Origin of the sequence: Burkholderia theae (genome assembly GCF_048565265.1) — a bacterium.
GTDB classification, from domain to species: domain Bacteria; phylum Pseudomonadota; class Gammaproteobacteria; order Burkholderiales; family Burkholderiaceae; genus Burkholderia; species Burkholderia theae.
Genome location: NZ_CP183462.1, coordinates 751379 through 767031, shown reverse-complemented (window position 1 = coordinate 767031; position 15653 = coordinate 751379). Strand labels below are relative to the sequence as shown.

General features: G+C 66.8%; 10 protein-coding genes and 1 pseudogene. 8 read left to right on the top strand and 3 right to left on the bottom strand.

Annotation, left to right across the window (positions count from 1 at the left end):
* Window positions 1–300: 300 nt before the first annotated feature.
* A complete protein-coding gene (locus ACN22W_RS20945) occupies window positions 301–1521 on the bottom strand; it encodes an ISL3 family transposase (protein WP_419684184.1) in 1221 nt (406 codons plus the stop codon).
* Window positions 1522–1653: 132 nt separating this feature from the next.
* Here ACN22W_RS20945 and ACN22W_RS20940 point away from each other — a divergent pair, with 132 nt between their 5' ends.
* The 6 genes and pseudogenes from ACN22W_RS20940 (at window position 1654) to ACN22W_RS20915 (ending at window position 7432) form a co-directional block, all read left to right on the top strand.
* Window positions 1654–2691 (top strand): aliphatic amidase, encoded by a 1038-nt coding sequence (locus ACN22W_RS20940; RefSeq protein WP_174969392.1) that lies wholly within the window; start codon window positions 1654–1656, stop codon window positions 2689–2691.
* A 68-nt stretch (window positions 2692–2759) separates the two neighbouring features.
* Window positions 2760–3242, top strand: a complete 483-nt coding sequence (locus ACN22W_RS20935) for an AmiS/UreI family transporter (RefSeq protein ID WP_129517196.1) — start codon at window positions 2760–2762, stop codon at window positions 3240–3242.
* Window positions 3242–4075 carry a CbbQ/NirQ/NorQ/GpvN family protein gene (locus tag ACN22W_RS20930; protein WP_419689249.1) on the top strand — a complete coding sequence of 278 codons (834 nt, stop codon included), beginning with the start codon at window positions 3242–3244 and terminating at the stop codon, window positions 4073–4075. The genes ACN22W_RS20935 and ACN22W_RS20930 overlap by 1 nt, the downstream gene beginning before the upstream one ends.
* Window positions 4072–5628 (top strand): nitric oxide reductase activation protein, encoded by a 1557-nt coding sequence (locus ACN22W_RS20925; RefSeq protein WP_419689248.1) that lies wholly within the window; start codon window positions 4072–4074, stop codon window positions 5626–5628. The genes ACN22W_RS20930 and ACN22W_RS20925 overlap by 4 nt, the downstream gene beginning before the upstream one ends.
* 44 nt (window positions 5629–5672) lie before the next feature.
* Window positions 5673–6814 (top strand): annotated as a pseudogene (locus ACN22W_RS20920) (transporter substrate-binding domain-containing protein).
* A 6-nt stretch (window positions 6815–6820) separates the two neighbouring features.
* Window positions 6821–7432 (top strand): ANTAR domain-containing response regulator, encoded by a 612-nt coding sequence (locus ACN22W_RS20915; RefSeq protein ID WP_129517192.1) that lies wholly within the window; start codon window positions 6821–6823, stop codon window positions 7430–7432.
* Between the two features lie 51 nt (window positions 7433–7483).
* Here ACN22W_RS20915 and ACN22W_RS20910 read toward each other — a convergent pair whose 3' ends face one another.
* Both ACN22W_RS20910 and ggt read right to left on the bottom strand, forming a co-directional pair.
* Entirely contained in the window at window positions 7484–8116 is a 633-nt protein-coding gene (locus ACN22W_RS20910; RefSeq protein WP_419689247.1) for a hypothetical protein, read from the bottom strand.
* Between the two features lie 145 nt (window positions 8117–8261).
* The gene (gene ggt / locus ACN22W_RS20905) at window positions 8262–9983 is read right to left on the bottom strand and encodes a gamma-glutamyltransferase (RefSeq protein ID WP_419689246.1); all 1722 of its coding nucleotides are present in this window, start codon (window positions 9981–9983) and stop codon (window positions 8262–8264) included.
* A gap of 397 nt (window positions 9984–10380) precedes the next feature.
* On the opposite strand from ggt, the gene ACN22W_RS20900 reads away from it, so the two are divergent.
* Both ACN22W_RS20900 and ACN22W_RS20895 read left to right on the top strand, forming a co-directional pair.
* Entirely contained in the window at window positions 10381–10905 is a 525-nt protein-coding gene (locus ACN22W_RS20900) for a metal-dependent hydrolase (protein ID WP_129517190.1), read from the top strand.
* Between the two features lie 202 nt (window positions 10906–11107).
* The gene (locus ACN22W_RS20895; RefSeq protein WP_419689877.1) at window positions 11108–15550 is read left to right on the top strand and encodes a DEAD/DEAH box helicase; all 4443 of its coding nucleotides are present in this window, start codon (window positions 11108–11110) and stop codon (window positions 15548–15550) included.
* The last annotated feature ends 103 nt before the right edge of the window (window positions 15551–15653 follow it).

The window sequence follows — 15653 nt, the reverse complement described above, 5'->3', positions numbered from 1 at the left end:
ATGCGACGCAACGCGCAACGTGGGTACCCGCACGTGCCCCACCGGCTCGCGCAGCGGTCACGACGTGCAGGGGTATACGCGATGTTGCGTCCGAAAAAAACTTTGCATAGAGTGCATCCCATCGATCCGGCGGACAAAGACGTCCCACGATCGTGCGCAGCGCGAGCCCGATAGCCCGCGCTTCGCCGGCCGCACATCCGGCCACCTATCCGCATTCCCGTTATCCGACAGCGTTGTCGGATGAACGGACCGGCAAAGAAGCCCTTGCCTCGCTCGTCGAGGCAAGGGCTTTTTTTTGGTTCATCGCGGAATTCCGGGGAACGCGGCGCGGATCTTGAGGAAGAAGTATTCCTCGTCGCGGTACCCGTAAGCCCTGCGCTTGATGACCTTGATAGTGTTGTTGATGCCTTCAACAACGCTGGTATTGAGCGGATGGCGGCAGCGAGTCACGATTCCATGCCAATACCCCTGCAAGCGCTGGGCGAACTTTTGCAGGGCGGCAATCCCGCTTTGCTGGGCCTGTTCGAACCATTGCCCCCAGGCTTTTTCCGCCCAGGCTGGCTTTCGGTAGAACCAGAGCCGCTTGAGTTCGTCGCGCAGCACATAGACGCATAGCAGCGATTGATTGGCGGCCAGCAGTTCCTTCAGGTGTACCGCCTGTTCTGGTTTCAAGTTATGGCGGTTGCGCAGCAACAGCCAGCGGCTGGACTTCAGAACCTTCCGCGCTGGTTTGTCATCTCGCAGTTGGTTGGCCTGATCCACCCGAACTCGGTCGATCACTTCGCGCCCGTACTTGGCCACGACGTGGTACAGATCGAAGACGATTTCCGCCTGCGGGCACTGTTCCTTGATCTCCAGCTCGTAGGCCGTGGTCATGTCGATCGCAACTGCTTCGATACGCTCGGCCACGCCTTCAGGGAGTTGTTCGAAGAAGGCTCGCGCCGTTTCGCGCGAACGTCCTGGCCCGACCCAGAGCACCTGCCGGCCGATCGGATCAACCACCACCGTGGCGTAGCGATGGCCTTTGTGCAGCGCGAACTCGTCCATCGCCAGATAGCGGATCGTCGACCAGTCCGGCTCGGCCACGCGTGCTCGCAGGCGCATCTTGTCGATCGATTTGACCGTGTGCCAGCCCAGATCGTAGAAGCCCGCCACCGCTTGTACGCTGGCCGCTTGCAGCAACTTCTCGCAAGCCTTGGCGAACCGCTCCGTCACTCGCTGGTAGCGGCCCAGCCACGCCAGCTTCTCCAGTCGCGGGCCGCCGCAGTGTTCGCACCAGACCCGGCGACGGGGAACGTGCAGCACCACCCGATATTCGAACAGCGGCAGATCGCGCACTCGACGAACCACCGTCTCATGGATTTGCTGGCAGCGTGCACCGCATTGCTCGCAGTACATGACCTTGCTGACCGGCCTCAGATATAGCGACAGCGTGCGCTCTTCTCCTTGCGGCCATTCCACCCGTTCCAACCGATAGCCGGTCCAGCAGCCCAGCGCCTGAAGTGCCTTTCGATCGAGCAATTGCTTCCTCCGACATCCTTAAAATCATGTGTCAGATTATGCAATCGCTCGAAAACGCTCCACGGTTTCCTGCGATGAACCTTTTTTTTGCGCTTCGAAAACGCACGTCTTCACCCGAACCAGGAGCACACCATGCGTCATGGCGATATTTCCAGCAGCAACGACGCCGTCGGCGTCGCCGTCGTCCAGTACAAGATGCCGCGCCTGCACACGCGCGCCGATGTCATCGCGAACGCACGCGAAATCGCGGAACGCGTGGTCGGCATCAAGCGCGGCCTGCCCGGCATGGACCTCATCGTGTTTCCCGAATATTCGACGCACGGGATCATGTACGACGCGAAGGAGATGTATGACACGGCCTCGACGATTCCCGGCGAGGAAACCGACATCTTCGCGGCCGCGTGCCGCAAGGCGAACGTGTGGGGCGTGTTCTCGCTGACCGGCGAGCGCCACGAGGAACACCCGAACAAGGCGCCGTACAACACGCTCGTGCTGATCAACAACCAGGGCGAAATCGTGCAGAAGTACCGCAAGATCATGCCGTGGGTGCCGGTCGAAGGCTGGTATCCGGGCGATTGCACGTATGTCGCCGACGGGCCGAAGGGGCTCAAGATCAGCCTGATCATCTGCGACGACGGCAACTACCCGGAGATCTGGCGCGACTGCGCGATGCGCGGCGCCGAGCTCGTCGTGCGCTGCCAGGGCTACATGTACCCGGCGAAGGACCAGCAGGTGCTCGTGTCGAAGGCGATGGCGTTCATGAACAACTGCTATGTCGCGGTCGCGAACGCATCCGGGTTCGACGGCGTGTACTCGTATTTCGGGCACTCGGCGATCGTCGGCTTCGACGGCCGCACGCTCGGCGAATGCGGCGAGGAGGAGAACGGCGTGCAGTATGCGGAGCTGTCGGTGAGCCTGATCCGCGACGCGCGCCGCAACATGCAGTCGCAGAACCACCTGTACAAGCTGCTGCATCGCGGCTACACCGGCAAGATCGGTTCCGGCGAATCGCCGAACGGCGTCGCGCAATGCCCGTTCGAGTTCTACGCGAACTGGGTGAACGACCCGGACGGCACGCGCCAGGCCGTCGAACGCCTCACCCGCGCGACGCCCGGCACGCCCGAATGCCCGATCGAGGGCATTCCGTCCGAAGCGCCCGCGCACCGCTGAGCACGTGCCCCGCCCGGCCGTTCGCGCCGCGTGCGCGAACGGCGCCGTCTCACTCTGGAGCCCTCATCATGCTCGGTGTCGCTCTCTTCTTCATCGGCGCGGTGCTGGTCGTCAACGGCGTCGCGCTCACCGGCCGCATCGAACCGCGCGACGCGGCCGGCCTGAACCTGCTCGTCGGGCTGCTCGCGCTGCTGATCAATCTCGCCGGCCTCGTGCAGGCATCGGCGCCGCCGCAGTTTTTCTCGAGCGCCGGCGGCCTGCTGTTCGCGTTCACGTATCTGTATCTCGCCGCCGTCCAGTGGCGCGGCCTGCAAGGCGCGGGCCTCGGCTGGTACTGCCTGTTCGTCGCGATCAGTGCGCTCGTCTATGCGGGCACGTCGCACGACGTGCGCTTCGGTGCGATGTGGCTGCTGTGGTCGAGCCTGTGGTTCCTGTTCTTCGTCGCGCTCGGGCTGAAGCGGACCGTGCGCTTCCTGCCCGGCTACACGATCGCGATCGGCATCGGCACCTGCTGGCTGCCCGGCATGCTGATGATGACGGGGAGGTGGTAATGAGCGCAGGCGATACGCCGCTTGCCGCCGATCCGCTCGCCGGACACCGCATCGCCGACGCGCCGTTCTACCAGCCGGCCGGCGCCGAGGCCGACTGGTTCGAGACGGCCTGCCGCCATCACCTGCCGGTCCTGCTGAAAGGGCCGACCGGCTGCGGCAAGACGCGTTTCGTCGAATACATGGCGTGGCGCATGGGCCTGCCGCTGATCCAGGTCGCGTGCAACGACGACACGTCGGCGGCCGACCTGACGGGCCGGCACCTGCTCGATGCCGACGGCACCTACTGGGCCGACGGGCCGCTCACGCTCGCGGCGCGGCATGGCGCGATCTGCTATCTCGACGAGATCGTCGAGGCGCGCCCCGACGCGACGGTCGTGATCCACCCGCTGACCGACTCGCGGCGCGTGCTGCCGCTCGACCGGCTCGGCGAGGTCGTGCATGCGCATCCGGATTTCCATCTGGTGATCTCGTACAACCCCGGCTATCACGGCGAGCACCGGCGGCTGAAGCCGTCGACGCGGCAACGCTTCGTCGCGATCGACTTCGGTTATCCGGATGCCGCGCACGAGGCCGACGTCGTCGTGCGCGAAAGCGGCGCCGACCGGGAAACCGCGCGCCGCCTCGTCGATCTCGCCCACCGCACGCGCGCGCTGGCCGGCAACGGGCTCGACGAAGGCGCATCGACGCGCCTGCTCGTGCACGCGGCCCGGCTGATCGTCGCGGGGCTCGCGCCGCTCGATGCGTGCCGGATCGCGATCAGCGACGCGGCAACCGACGACGCCGACACGCGCGCCGCGTTGCAGACGATGGCCGCCGCGCACTTCGCGACATGAGCGCGCTGCAGCTTGCCCGCTTCCTGCACGGGATGACCGCGCGTGAAACCGACGTGCGGCTCGACGATGCGACGCTGCGCGCGACGCTCGGCCACGCAGCGTTGCGGGTGCCACGCGCATTGCCGCCCGATGCACGCATCGCGGCGGCCTCGCATGCGCTCGCGCACTGGCTGCATTCGCCGTCCGGCGAGCCGGTCGATACGCTGACGCCGCTCGGCATCGCCGTCGCCGGGTTGATCGAGGATGCGCGCGTCGAGGCATTGCTCACGCACGAATGGCCGGGACTCGCGACGTTCTGGGCCCCCGCGTTCGCGCCGATCGATCGTGAAGGGCTCACGTTCGGCCGCCTGTGCGCACGGCTCGCGAAGGCGCTGTTCGATCCGTCGTATCGCGACGGCAACCCGTGGGTCGACAAGGGCGCGCAACTGTTCGCCGCACAGCGCGACAGGCTCGGCGACTATCGCGCGTTCCGCACGATCGCATCGCGGCTCGCGAACGATCTCGGGCAGATGCGCGTGCGTTTCGAACCCGACGACGGCGCATGGCTGCGCTATCGCGACGACAACGCGTGGTTGTGGGCGCAACCGGCCGGCGCGGCCGAGCGCGCGGGCAACGCAGGCGTCGCGATGTCGGCCGCGACCGGTGGCCACAGCAACGAACCCGACGACCCACCGCCGCAGGCGCCGGATGCGCGGCGCTATCCCGAATGGAATTGCCACACGCAGCGCGAGCGCCGCGACTGGACCACGGTCGTCGAACGCGCGCCTGCCACGTCCGCGCCGCCACGTTCGCTTGCCGCGCTGATCGAAGCCGACCGCCGCGCGGCGAAGCGGATGCCGTCCGCGCGCGCGGCGGAACCGATGCGGCGCGTCGGCCGCCAGCTCGACGGCGATGCGCTCGATGTCGATGCGGCGATCGCGGCACGCATCGCGCGCCGTGCCGGGCATGCGCCCGATCCGCGCGTGTTCCGGCGCCGCGTGCCGCACGATGCGCGCGGGCCGGTGCTGATCCTGCTCGATTTGTCCGCGTCGACGGCCGCGCACGTCGCCGCGCTCGAGAAGCGCGCCGCGTTCGTGCTCGGCGACCTGTTCGACCGGCAACGGCGGCGCTGGGCCGTGCACGGCTACACGTCGGATGGCCGGCACCGCGTGTACTACGCGCGCTTCAAGGATTTCGGCGACGCATTCGACGCCGGTCGCCGCGCGGCGCTGCTCGCGGCCGACGCCGGGATGAGCACGCGCACGGGCGCTGCACTGCGCCATGCGCTGGCGTTGCTGCGCCGCGAAGCCGCCTGCGCGCGGGCCGCCGTGCTGATGATCGGCGACGGCGAAGCCGCCGACATCGACGTGTTCGACCCGCGCTACCTCGTCGAGGATGCGCGCCATGCCGCGCGCCAGGGCCGGCAGCGCGGCGTCGCGATCGCCGGCCTGTCGTTCGGCGCGCCGCCCGGGTTGTCTACAATACTTGGCGTCGGCCCAGGCTGCGTTCACGCGGCGAACGGCGACGCGTTGCCGGCCGTCGTCGCGCACGCGGCCGGGCGGCTGACCGCGTAACGCCCTTACCCGGAACAAACAGGGCAGACTCAGGACAGACACGAATGAACAGTGTGAAGGTTGGCGTATTGTTCTCGCAGAGCGGATGCACGTCGCACCTGGGCCAGAGCCAGTTGCGCGGCACGCTGCAGGCGATCGCCGAGATCAACGAAGCGGGCGGCGCGAACGGCTGCGAGATCGTGCCCGTCGTGCGCGACGCGTGTTCGGACCCTGCCGTCTACGCGCGGCTCGCCGAAGAGCTGATCGCCACCGAACGCGTGAACGTGCTGTTCGGCGCGTATATGTCGAGCAGCCGCAAGGCGCTGATTCCGATCGTCGAGAAGTGGGACAAGCTGCTGTTCTACCCGACCCTCTACGAAGGCTTCGAGTTCTCGCCGAACGTGATCTACACGGGCGCCGCGCCGAACCAGAACAGCGTGCAGCTCGCCGCGTTCATGACCGCGCAGTTCGGCGCGCGCGTGTATCTGGTCGGGTCCGACTACATTTATCCGTACGAGTCGAACCGCATCATGATCGACCTCGTCACGCAGCATCCGGAAGGCCAGATCCTCGGCGAGGTGTACATGCCGCTCGTCGCGTCCGAGCAGGATTTCGCGGCGGTCGTCGCGGACATCCGCGCAAAGGCGCCCGACTTCGTGTTCAGCACGCTCGTCGGCGACAGCACGGCCGCGTTCTACCGCGCCTATGCGCAAGCCGGCCTCGATGCGCGCAAGATGCCGATCGCGAGCCTGACGACGTCCGAGATCGAGCTCGGCCAGATGGGCGCGGCCGCGGCCGGCCACTACACGTCGTCGCCCTATTTCCAGACCATCGATTCGGACGTGAACCGTCGCTGCATCGCGCAGCTCAAGGCGCGCTTCGGCGACGATGCGAGCGCGTCCGCGCCGTGGGAGGCCGCGTATTTCCAGGTCCACCTGTTCGCCAATGCGCTCGCGCGGGCCGGCACCGACCAGCGCGACCGGCTCGTCGAACATCTTGCGGACGCGGAATTCGACGCGCCGCAGGGGCGCGTGAAGATCGACCGGCTCACGCAGCACACCTGCCTCTATCCGCGCATCGGCTGCGCGACGGCCGACGGCAATTTCACGATCGTGCGCGAAGCGACGCGGCGCGTGCATCCCGATCGTACCTCGTCACGCACTCGCTCGGCGATCGCGTGCACACGCCCGACGAACAGAAGGCGTAACCGACGATGCGCGCCCGCACCCCGATCCGCTCGACGCCTCGCCTGCTCGCCGAACTGCGTTCGCTCCGCGTGATGGTCTACTACCCGGATGACGACAACGGCCTGCTGATCGTCGAGCAGCTGTCGCGTATCGGCTGCCCGAGCGAGCAGCGCTGGCCGCCGCCCGCGACGCTGCCGGAAAGCGTCGATCTCGTGATTCTCGCGGTACGGCCCGACCTGCTGCACCTGTCGATCCCGTGGCTGGAAGACGACGCACGGCCGCCGGTCATCGCCGTCACGACCTACGAAAGCCCGACCATTCTCGAACTGATGCTGCGCATCGACGCGCAGAGCGCGGTCACGACGCCCGTGCGTTCGTTCGGCCTGTTGAGCGCGATGGCGCTCGCGTGCCACCAGAGCCGCCGGCACGAAGAATACCGACGCCGCATCGCGCAGCTCGAACAGCGCGTGATGTCCGCGCGCACGCTGCAGGAAGCGAAATCGCTGTTGATGCAGCACAACGCGATCAGCGAGGAAGAGGCGTACCAGCAGATCCGCTCGCAGGCGATGGAGCGGCGTATCTCGATCAACCAGCTCGCCGAGCAGATCGTGCACGCGCATGGGCTGCTGAAGCGGTGACGCGGCGGCAAACGCGCCGCCGCCGACCATTCACCACTTACGATTGATCTCTCACGAAAGACCCGACGTAGACACACCTCGGACCTTGGTGTTCGCCAAATGTGCTCGATCCTTGTCTTGCAGGTCATCCATACTTATAAAGAACTCCGGCTCTGCATCGACCTTACCCTCCAGAATTCGATGGCAGTGGATCGGTGCTTTTTTTCCATTTTCCGAAAGGTACTGATACGCGATGCGATGCCCTTCAATTAGTTGGGCATCGATACGTTGAGTTCGAGGCGCCCTCGTAAGGAAACGAACGACGACTGCCACATCAAGATCATCAAAATACACAACATCCCTGAATTCAAGCAGCTTTTCATCTGGAATCTTGATTTTCTCAATGACCCTCTCAACACACTCGCCAACTCGCCGCTTCAGAAGACGATCATAGAATTCATCAAAGACCTTTTTAGCAAAGCAGGTGGCCGTGAACGCCATAATTCCACCGACAATTTCCATTCCGGAAAATGCAGTTATACGAGGCGTTATACGAAGGACAGGGTTTCCCTTGAAATATTCTGGCGCAGCCTCCCATCCATCTTCATTCCAGGCGGTTTCCAGCGACCCGATGGCATCGATCGCCACCTCCATAAAATGTGACTGCCCGGCCATACCCAGCGTGTATTTATATTTCTCTTCCATAGTTAACTCTCATCCCCGACAAGATTTCAAATTTACGACAGGAATATTTTTTCAATCAATTCAACACCAACAAAAAAGCCGCCTGGTATTTTGGCGGCTTCTACCTCAATCGCATGGCCGATCACTACAACCGACCACTCGCTTATCAATGGATGATCCGCGTCACACCACGCCCGCGCGGATCGGCCATCGCCTCCGGCGTCTTGCCGTCGATCTTGATGACCTGGATGTCGCCGCTGAAATCCTGCCCCTTCAGCGTATAACCGCGCGCCTCGATCTGCTTCGCGAGTTCGCCTTCGATCGGATGGTACGGCTCCCAGAAGATCGTGTTCGGCGGCAGTAGCTGGTGATGGAAGCGCATCGCACCGACCGCGTCCTTCAACGGCATCTTGAAGTCGTAGATGTTGTTGATCACCTGGAAGATCGACGTGAAGATACGCGAGCCGCCCGGCGTGCCGATCACGAGCGACACCTTGCCGTCCTTCGTCATGATCGTCGGCGACATCGACGACAGCGGCCGCTTCTTCGGTTCGATCGCGTTCGCGTCGCTGCCGACCACGCCGAACATGTTCGCGACGCCCGGCTTCGCGGAGAAGTCGTCCATCTCGTCGTTCAGCACGATGCCCGTGCCGTCGGCGATCACGCCCGAACCGAAATAGCCGTTGATCGTGTACGTGTTCGACACCGCGTTGCCCCACTTGTCGACGACCGAGAAGTGCGTCGTTTCGGCCTTCTCCGGCATCGTCGTGCCGAGGCCCGGCTGCACGCTCTTCGTGTCAGACGGCTCCTTCGGGTTGACCTCGCCCGCGCGCTTCGCGATATACGCGTCGTCGGTCAGCTGCGCGATCGGCACCTTGTAGAAGTCGGGATCGCCGAGGTACTGCGCACGATCGGCGAACACGCGCTTCTCGATTTCGGCGACGAGGTGGATGTATTGCGGCGAGTTGAGCTTCACGCCCTCGAAGTCCTGCTTGAGGTCGGCCTTCATCTTCAGCAATTGCACGAGGCCGATGCCGCCCGAGCTCGGAGGCGGCGCGGTGATCACGTCATAACCGTTCCACTTCGCCTGTACCGGCTGGCGCCACACCGCGCGGTATTGCGCGAGATCCTCGGTGGTGATCAGCCCGTTGCCGTCGCCGGTCTTCATCGAAGCCGCGATCAGCTCGGCCGTCTTGCCCTTGTAGAACCCTTCCGCGCCGTCGTTTGAGATTCGCGTGAGCACGTCGGCGAGATCGGGCTGCTTGAAGTTCGTGCCGGCCTTCAGCCCGGCGAAGTACTTGTCGAAGTTGGTCTTGCCGCCGAACTCCTTCGACGCGTCGACGCCACGCTGCGCCAGTTGTTCGTCGACGACGAAGCCGTCGCGCGCATAGTGGATCGCCGGCGCGAGCACCTGCTTCCACTTCAGCTTGCCGAAGCGCTTCTGCGCTTCCCACATGCCCGCGACCGTGCCCGGCACGCCGACCGCGCGCGGCCCGTACAGGCTCATACCCTTGACGACGTTGCCGTCCTTGTCGAGATACATGTCCTTGGTCGCGGCGAGCGGCGCGCGCTCGCGGTAGTCGATGAAGTACGGCTTGCCGTCCTTGTAGATCGTCATGAAGCCGCCGCCGCCGATGTTGCCAGCTTCCGGGTACGTGACGGCGAGCGTGAACGCGATGGCGACGGCCGCGTCGATCGCGTTGCCGCCTTCCTTGAAGATCCGCTCCGCGGCATCCGCGCTGTACTTGTCGGCCACCGCGACCGCGGAGCTCGTCAGGACCGCCGGCTGCGGCCCTTTCGCATAGGCAGGCGCGTTCGGCAGGAACCCGATGCCGGCCACCGTCGCGAGCACGACAGCGGATGATTTGAAGCGATTCAGCGTAGTCATTGCATGTCCCCCATGTGGATCTCGTTCAGGCAGGAAAAACACCTGATCCGCTTATAGCCGCTGGCGCGCCGACGGCCATATACCGGTTTCGTAGTATAGGGGGACAAAAAGGGTCGAACACGCGGCGCGCCACGAAAGCGCATCGATTGTGTGCGCACGATCACACTGCGGTGCCGACGCACGCATGCGGATCGGTCGAAATTGCACGCGATGCGCGTCATCGCGCAATGCACAAAACAGAAAGTTGCAAACCTCACTGCATGCGATGCAGCACACGCAAAAAATCTGCGAGCGAACCACCCGCTACGCGAGCCGATCTGAGAAGATAGCGCCCCGCTTTCGCACGGCATCGCTGTTTCGTTCACGCGCCGCTTCACGCTTCTTCGTCTCGCTCCGTATGGCATCACACAATGCGCATCACGCGTCCGGCTTCGCAGCCGGCGTCGCCGCCGCCGTCCTCGTTGCACAAACCGGCGGGACCGGCCCGTGGCACATGGGCCTGCTCGCCGCGTTCGTGGCCGGCATCGCGGGCGGCACCGCGCCCGACTGGCTCGAAGTCGCATGGTGGAGCCGCAAGCGCCGCCTGTGGATCACGCACCGCACCGTCACGCACTGGGGCATCGGCTGGATCGCGCTGCTCGCGCTCGGCTGGCACGGGCTCACCCATCATCCGCATCCGCTGTGGGCCGCGCCGCTGTTCGGCTTCGCGTGCGGCGGCGTGATGCACCTGCTCGCCGACTGGCCGAACCCGCTCGGCGTGCCATGGATCTGGCGGCGTCACTCGCTCAATCTGTGGAATAGCGGACATTGCGACCTGATCGTCGTGGCCGCCGCATGGGGTGGCACGCTGTGGCTCGCGCAGTCGCTGTGGACACGCGCGCCGTTGCTCGAACACTGGCTCGGCTGGCTGCATCGCGTGTAGTCGCGTTTCGGCGCGGGACCGAAGGTGGCCCGTGCATGTCCATCACGTCCGTTGAAAGTACCGCGCGAGACCTCATCTGAAGGGTCGACCCACGTGCCCGGACAGCACGCGATGCCCGGCACGCACGCACGACGTCTGGCACACTGACGATTCGATTTGCGTGCGATTCGTCCGCGCGCTCGCACCCCATTTCAACGCTTCGATGGACGTCACAGCTACCCGCCCTGCCGCCAGTGCGCTCGACGTGTTCCACCCGGCCGTCGCCGCGTGGTTCCGGCGCACGTTCGCCGCACCGACCGGCGCGCAGGCGCTCGCGTGGCCGCACATCAAGGCCGGCCGGTCGACGCTCGTCGCCGCGCCGACCGGCTCGGGCAAGACGCTCACCGCGTTCCTGTGCGCGATCGATGAGTTGGTGCGCGATGCGCTGTCGCACGACGGCACGCTTCCCGACGCGACGCTCGTCGTCTACGTGTCGCCGCTGAAGGCGCTGTCGAACGACATCCATGTGAACCTCGACGCGCCGCTCGCCGGCATCGCCGAATCGCTCGCGCAACTCGGCCTGCCGGTGCCGGCGATCCGCACCGCCGTGCGCACCGGCGACACGACGCAGGCCGAACGCGCGGCGCTGCGCAAGCGTGCGCCGCACATCCTCGTCACGACGCCCGAATCGCTGTACGTGCTGCTGTCGTCCGTATCGGGGCGACAGATGCTGTCGAACGTGCGCTCGGTGATCGTCGACGAAATCCATGCGCTCGCATCGTCCAAGCGCGGCAGCCATCTCGCGCTGTCGCTCGAACGTCTCGACGCGCTGGCCGGCCGCGCGCTGCCGCGCATCGGGCTGTCGGCCACGCAAAAGCCGATCGACGCCGTGGCGCGCTTCCTGGTCGGCGGCCCGACCGACGCGCCGCGCGACTGCACGATCGTCGACACGGGCCACACGCGCGAGCGCGACCTCGCGCTCGAACTGCCGAACGTGCCGCTCGAACCCGTGATGGCGACCGACGTGTGGGACCAGATCTACGACCGGATCGCGGGGCTCGCGGCCGCACATCGCACGACGCTGGTGTTCGTCAACACGCGCCGCACCGCCGAGCGCATGGCGCGCCATCTCGCCGACCGGCTCGGCAAGGAAGCGATCGCCGCGCATCATGGCAGTCTCGCGAAAGAGCACCGCTTCGATGCCGAGCAGCGCCTGAAACGCGGCGAACTGAAGCTGCTCGTCGCGACCGCGTCGCTCGAACTCGGTATCGACATCGGCGACGTCGATCTCGTCTGCCAGGTCGGCTCGCCACGCGGGATCGCGCCGTTCCTGCAGCGCGTCGGCCGCTCGGGACACCAGGTCGGCGGCGTGCCGAAGGGCCGCCTGTTCCCGCTGTCGCGCGACGAACTCGTCGAATGCGCGGCGCTGCTCGATTGCGTGCAACGCGGCGAACTCGATGCATTGCGAATTCCCGAAGCGCCGCTCGACGTGCTCGCGCAGCAGATCGTCGCCGAAGTCGCGTGCGCGGAATGGCAGGAGGACGCGCTGTACGCCAGCTTCACGCGCGCGGCGCCGTATGCACGCCTGACGCGCGAGCGTTTCGACGAAGTGATGAAGATGCTCGCCGAAGGCTTCACGAGCCGCCGCGGTGTGCGCGGCGCGTACCTGCATCGCGACGTGGTTGGCGGCACGGTGCGCGGGCGCCGCAATGCGATGATGACCGCGGCCACCTCGGGCGGCACGATCCCCGACATGGCCGACTACGCCGTGCTGCTCGAACCGCAGGGCATCCAGGTCGGCACCGTCAACGAGGATTTCGCGATCGAGAGCCTGGCCGGCGACGTGTTCCAGCTGGGCAACCAGTCGTACCGGATCATTCGCGTGGAAACGGGCCGCGTGCGCGTCGAGGACGCGCAGGGCCAGTCGCCGAACATCCCGTTCTGGATCGGCGAGGCGCCGGGGCGCAGCGATGAGCTGTCGGCGGCGGTCGGCCGGCTGCGTGCGCGACTCGACGGGCTGTTCGCCGACGGCGACCGGCAAGGCGACACCGGCGGACACAAGCGCGCGGGTGGTAACGCGGCGAGCAAGGCAGCAGCCAAGGCGGGAGCCGTAGCAAGCACCGCCGAAAGCCGACTCGCACCGGCGTTGCGCTGGCTCATCGACGATCTCCGCCTGTCGCCCGACGCCGCGCACCAGATCGCTGATTATCTGGCCCGCACGCGCGCCGCGCTCGGCGCGCTGCCGACGCAGGACACGCTCGTGATGGAGCGTTTCTTCGACGAATCGGGCGGCACGCAACTGGTGATCCATTCACCGTTCGGCAGCCGCATCAACCGCGCATGGGGGCTCGCGCTGCGCAAGCGCTTCTGCCGCAATTTCAATTTCGAGCTGCAGGCCGCCGCGACCGACGACGCGATCATCCTGTCGCTGTCGCTCGCGCACAGCTTCGCGCTCGACGAAGTGTGGCGCTACCTGCGTTCGGCCAGCGCCGAGCACGTGCTGGTCCAGGCGCTGCTCGACGCGCCGATGTTCGGCGTGCGCTGGCGCTGGAACGCGACGACCGCGCTCGCGCTGCCGCGCTTCACGGGCGGCAAGCGCACCGCGCCGCAACTTCAGCGGATGAAGAGCGAGGATCTGCTCGCGACCGTGTTCCCGGATCAGGTCGCGTGCCTCGAGAACATCGTCGGCGAGCGCGAGATTCCACATCATCCGCTCGTCGACCAGACGCTCGACGACTGCCTGCACGACGCGATGGACACCGACGGCTGGCTCGCGCTGCTGCGCCGGATCGAAAGCGGCGCGATCGAGCTCGTCGCGCGCGACTTGCCCGCGCCGTCGCCGCTCGCGGCCGAGATCCTGAACGCGAAACCGTACGCGTTCCTCGACGATGCGCCGCTCGAGGAGCGCCGCACGCAGGCCGTGCAATCGCGCCGCTGGAGCGATCCCGAATCGGCCGACGATCTCGGCGCGCTCGACGCCGACGCGATCGACGCGGTGCGCGACGAAGCATGGCCGCTCGTGCGCGACGCCGACGAAATGCACGACGCGCTGCTCACGCTCGCGTGCGTCGCCGACAGCGAAGCGCAAGCCCACGATGGCTGGCCCGACCGGCTCGCGGAACTCGCCGAACGCCGCCGCGCGACGCAACTCGTCGCGCCGGGCGGCGCCGCGCTGTGGGTGCCGGTCGAACGGCTCGTGTGCGTACGCGCGCTGCATCCCGACGCGCGCACGGCGCCGGCGCTCAAGGTGCCGGCCGCCTGCGCACAGCCGTGGGAAGCGGATGCCGCGCTCGTCGACGTGATCCGCGCGCGGCTCACCGGCTTCGGACCGCTTGCGCTCGACGCGATCGCAACACCGCTCGGCCTGCCGCCTGCGTCGATCGCGACGGCGCTCGCGGCGCTGGAGCGCGAAGGTTATGTGATGCGCGGCCGGTTCACGCCGGGCGCGACGACGGACGAATGGTGCGAACGGCATCTGCTCGCCCGCATTCATCGCTACACGGTGAAGCGGCTGCGTCGCGAGATCGAACCGGTCGAACGCGCCGATTTCATGCGCTTCCTGTTCCACTGGCAACACCTGACGCCCGACACGCGCGGCACCGGCCGCGATGCACTCGCGGCCGTGGTCGAACAGCTCGAAGGCTTCGAGGCCGCGGCAAGCGCGTGGGAAGACGCGCTGCTGCCCGCGCGGCTCACCGACTACATGGCGGGCGGCCTCGACGAGCTGTGCCGCTCGGGCAAGCTCGTGTGGACACGTATCGGCGCGCCGGCGCGCGCGGCCGGCACGCCCGTGAAGACGACACCGATCGTGCTGCTGCCGCGCCGCCATCTCGCCGCCTGGCAAGCGCTGCGCGACCCGGACGCGCAACCGGCACTGTCCGCGCGAGCCACGCAGGTGCGCGACGCACTCGCCGCGCACGGCGCGATGTTCTTCGATGCGCTGCTCGACGACCTGCACATCCTGCCCGTCGAACTCGAACAGGCGCTCGGCGAGCTCGTGTCGGCCGGCCTCGTGAATGCGGACAGCTACGCGGGCCTGCGCGCGCTGCTGAAGCCGGCCGTCAAGCGCAGCGCGACCTATGCGCCGCGCACGCGGCGCGGCGGCGCGCTGATCGGCGGGATGGACGACGCCGGCCGCTGGGCGCTCGTGCAGCGCCACACGCCGCCGGACGATGCACCCGCGCCGAAACGCGGCCCGGCCGCGACCGATCCCGACGCGCTCGAACACATCGCGTGGACGCTGCTGCGCCGCTATGGCGTCGTGTTCTGGCGGCTGCTCGAACGCGAGGCCGACTGGCTGCCGAGCTGGCGCGAACTCGTGCGCGTGCTGCAGCGCCTCGAAGCACGCGGCGAGATTCGCGGCGGGCGCTTCGTCGCCGGGCTCGCGGGCGAGCAGTTCGCGCTGCCCGAGGCGATCCCGATCCTGCGCGAGCTGCGACGGCAACCGGGCGACGGACAGTACGTCTGCGTGACGGGCGCCGACCCGCTGAATCTCGCCGGCACGCTGCTGCCCGGCGACAAGGTGCCGGCGCTGGCCGGCAATCGCGTGCTGTTCCGCGACGGCGTGCCCGTCGCGTCGCTCGTATCGGGGACGTTCCACTACGCACCCGAGCTGTCGCCCGCCGCGCGCGAGGATGCGCGCCTGCGGCTCGCGCGCCACTGCTGACACCGACTGACACGCGGCACCACGCAGACTACTGATCGCCGGGCCGCGCTGCCGTCATCGTTCGGGTAGCATCGAACGATTGACCGCGCGGGCCCCCGCGCCC

Bases quoted from the DNA above. Each gene is read 5' to 3' on its own strand.
- ACN22W_RS20940 (WP_174969392.1), top strand. From the start codon at position 1,654: ATGCGTCATGGCGATATTTCCAGCAGCAACGACGCCGTCGGCGTCGCC.
- ACN22W_RS20935 (WP_129517196.1), top strand. From the start codon at position 2,760: ATGCTCGGTGTCGCTCTCTTCTTCATCGGCGCGGTGCTGGTCGTCAAC.
- ACN22W_RS20930 (WP_419689249.1), top strand. From the start codon at position 3,242: ATGAGCGCAGGCGATACGCCGCTTGCCGCCGATCCGCTCGCCGGACAC.
- ACN22W_RS20925 (WP_419689248.1), top strand. From the start codon at position 4,072: ATGAGCGCGCTGCAGCTTGCCCGCTTCCTGCACGGGATGACCGCGCGT.
- ACN22W_RS20915 (WP_129517192.1), top strand. From the start codon at position 6,821: ATGCGCGCCCGCACCCCGATCCGCTCGACGCCTCGCCTGCTCGCCGAA.
- ACN22W_RS20910 (WP_419689247.1), bottom strand. From the start codon at position 8,116: ATGGAAGAGAAATATAAATACACGCTGGGTATGGCCGGGCAGTCACAT.
- ggt (WP_419689246.1), bottom strand. From the start codon at position 9,983: ATGACTACGCTGAATCGCTTCAAATCATCCGCTGTCGTGCTCGCGACG.
- ACN22W_RS20900 (WP_129517190.1), top strand. From the start codon at position 10,381: ATGGCATCACACAATGCGCATCACGCGTCCGGCTTCGCAGCCGGCGTC.
- ACN22W_RS20895 (WP_419689877.1), top strand. From the start codon at position 11,108: ATGGACGTCACAGCTACCCGCCCTGCCGCCAGTGCGCTCGACGTGTTC.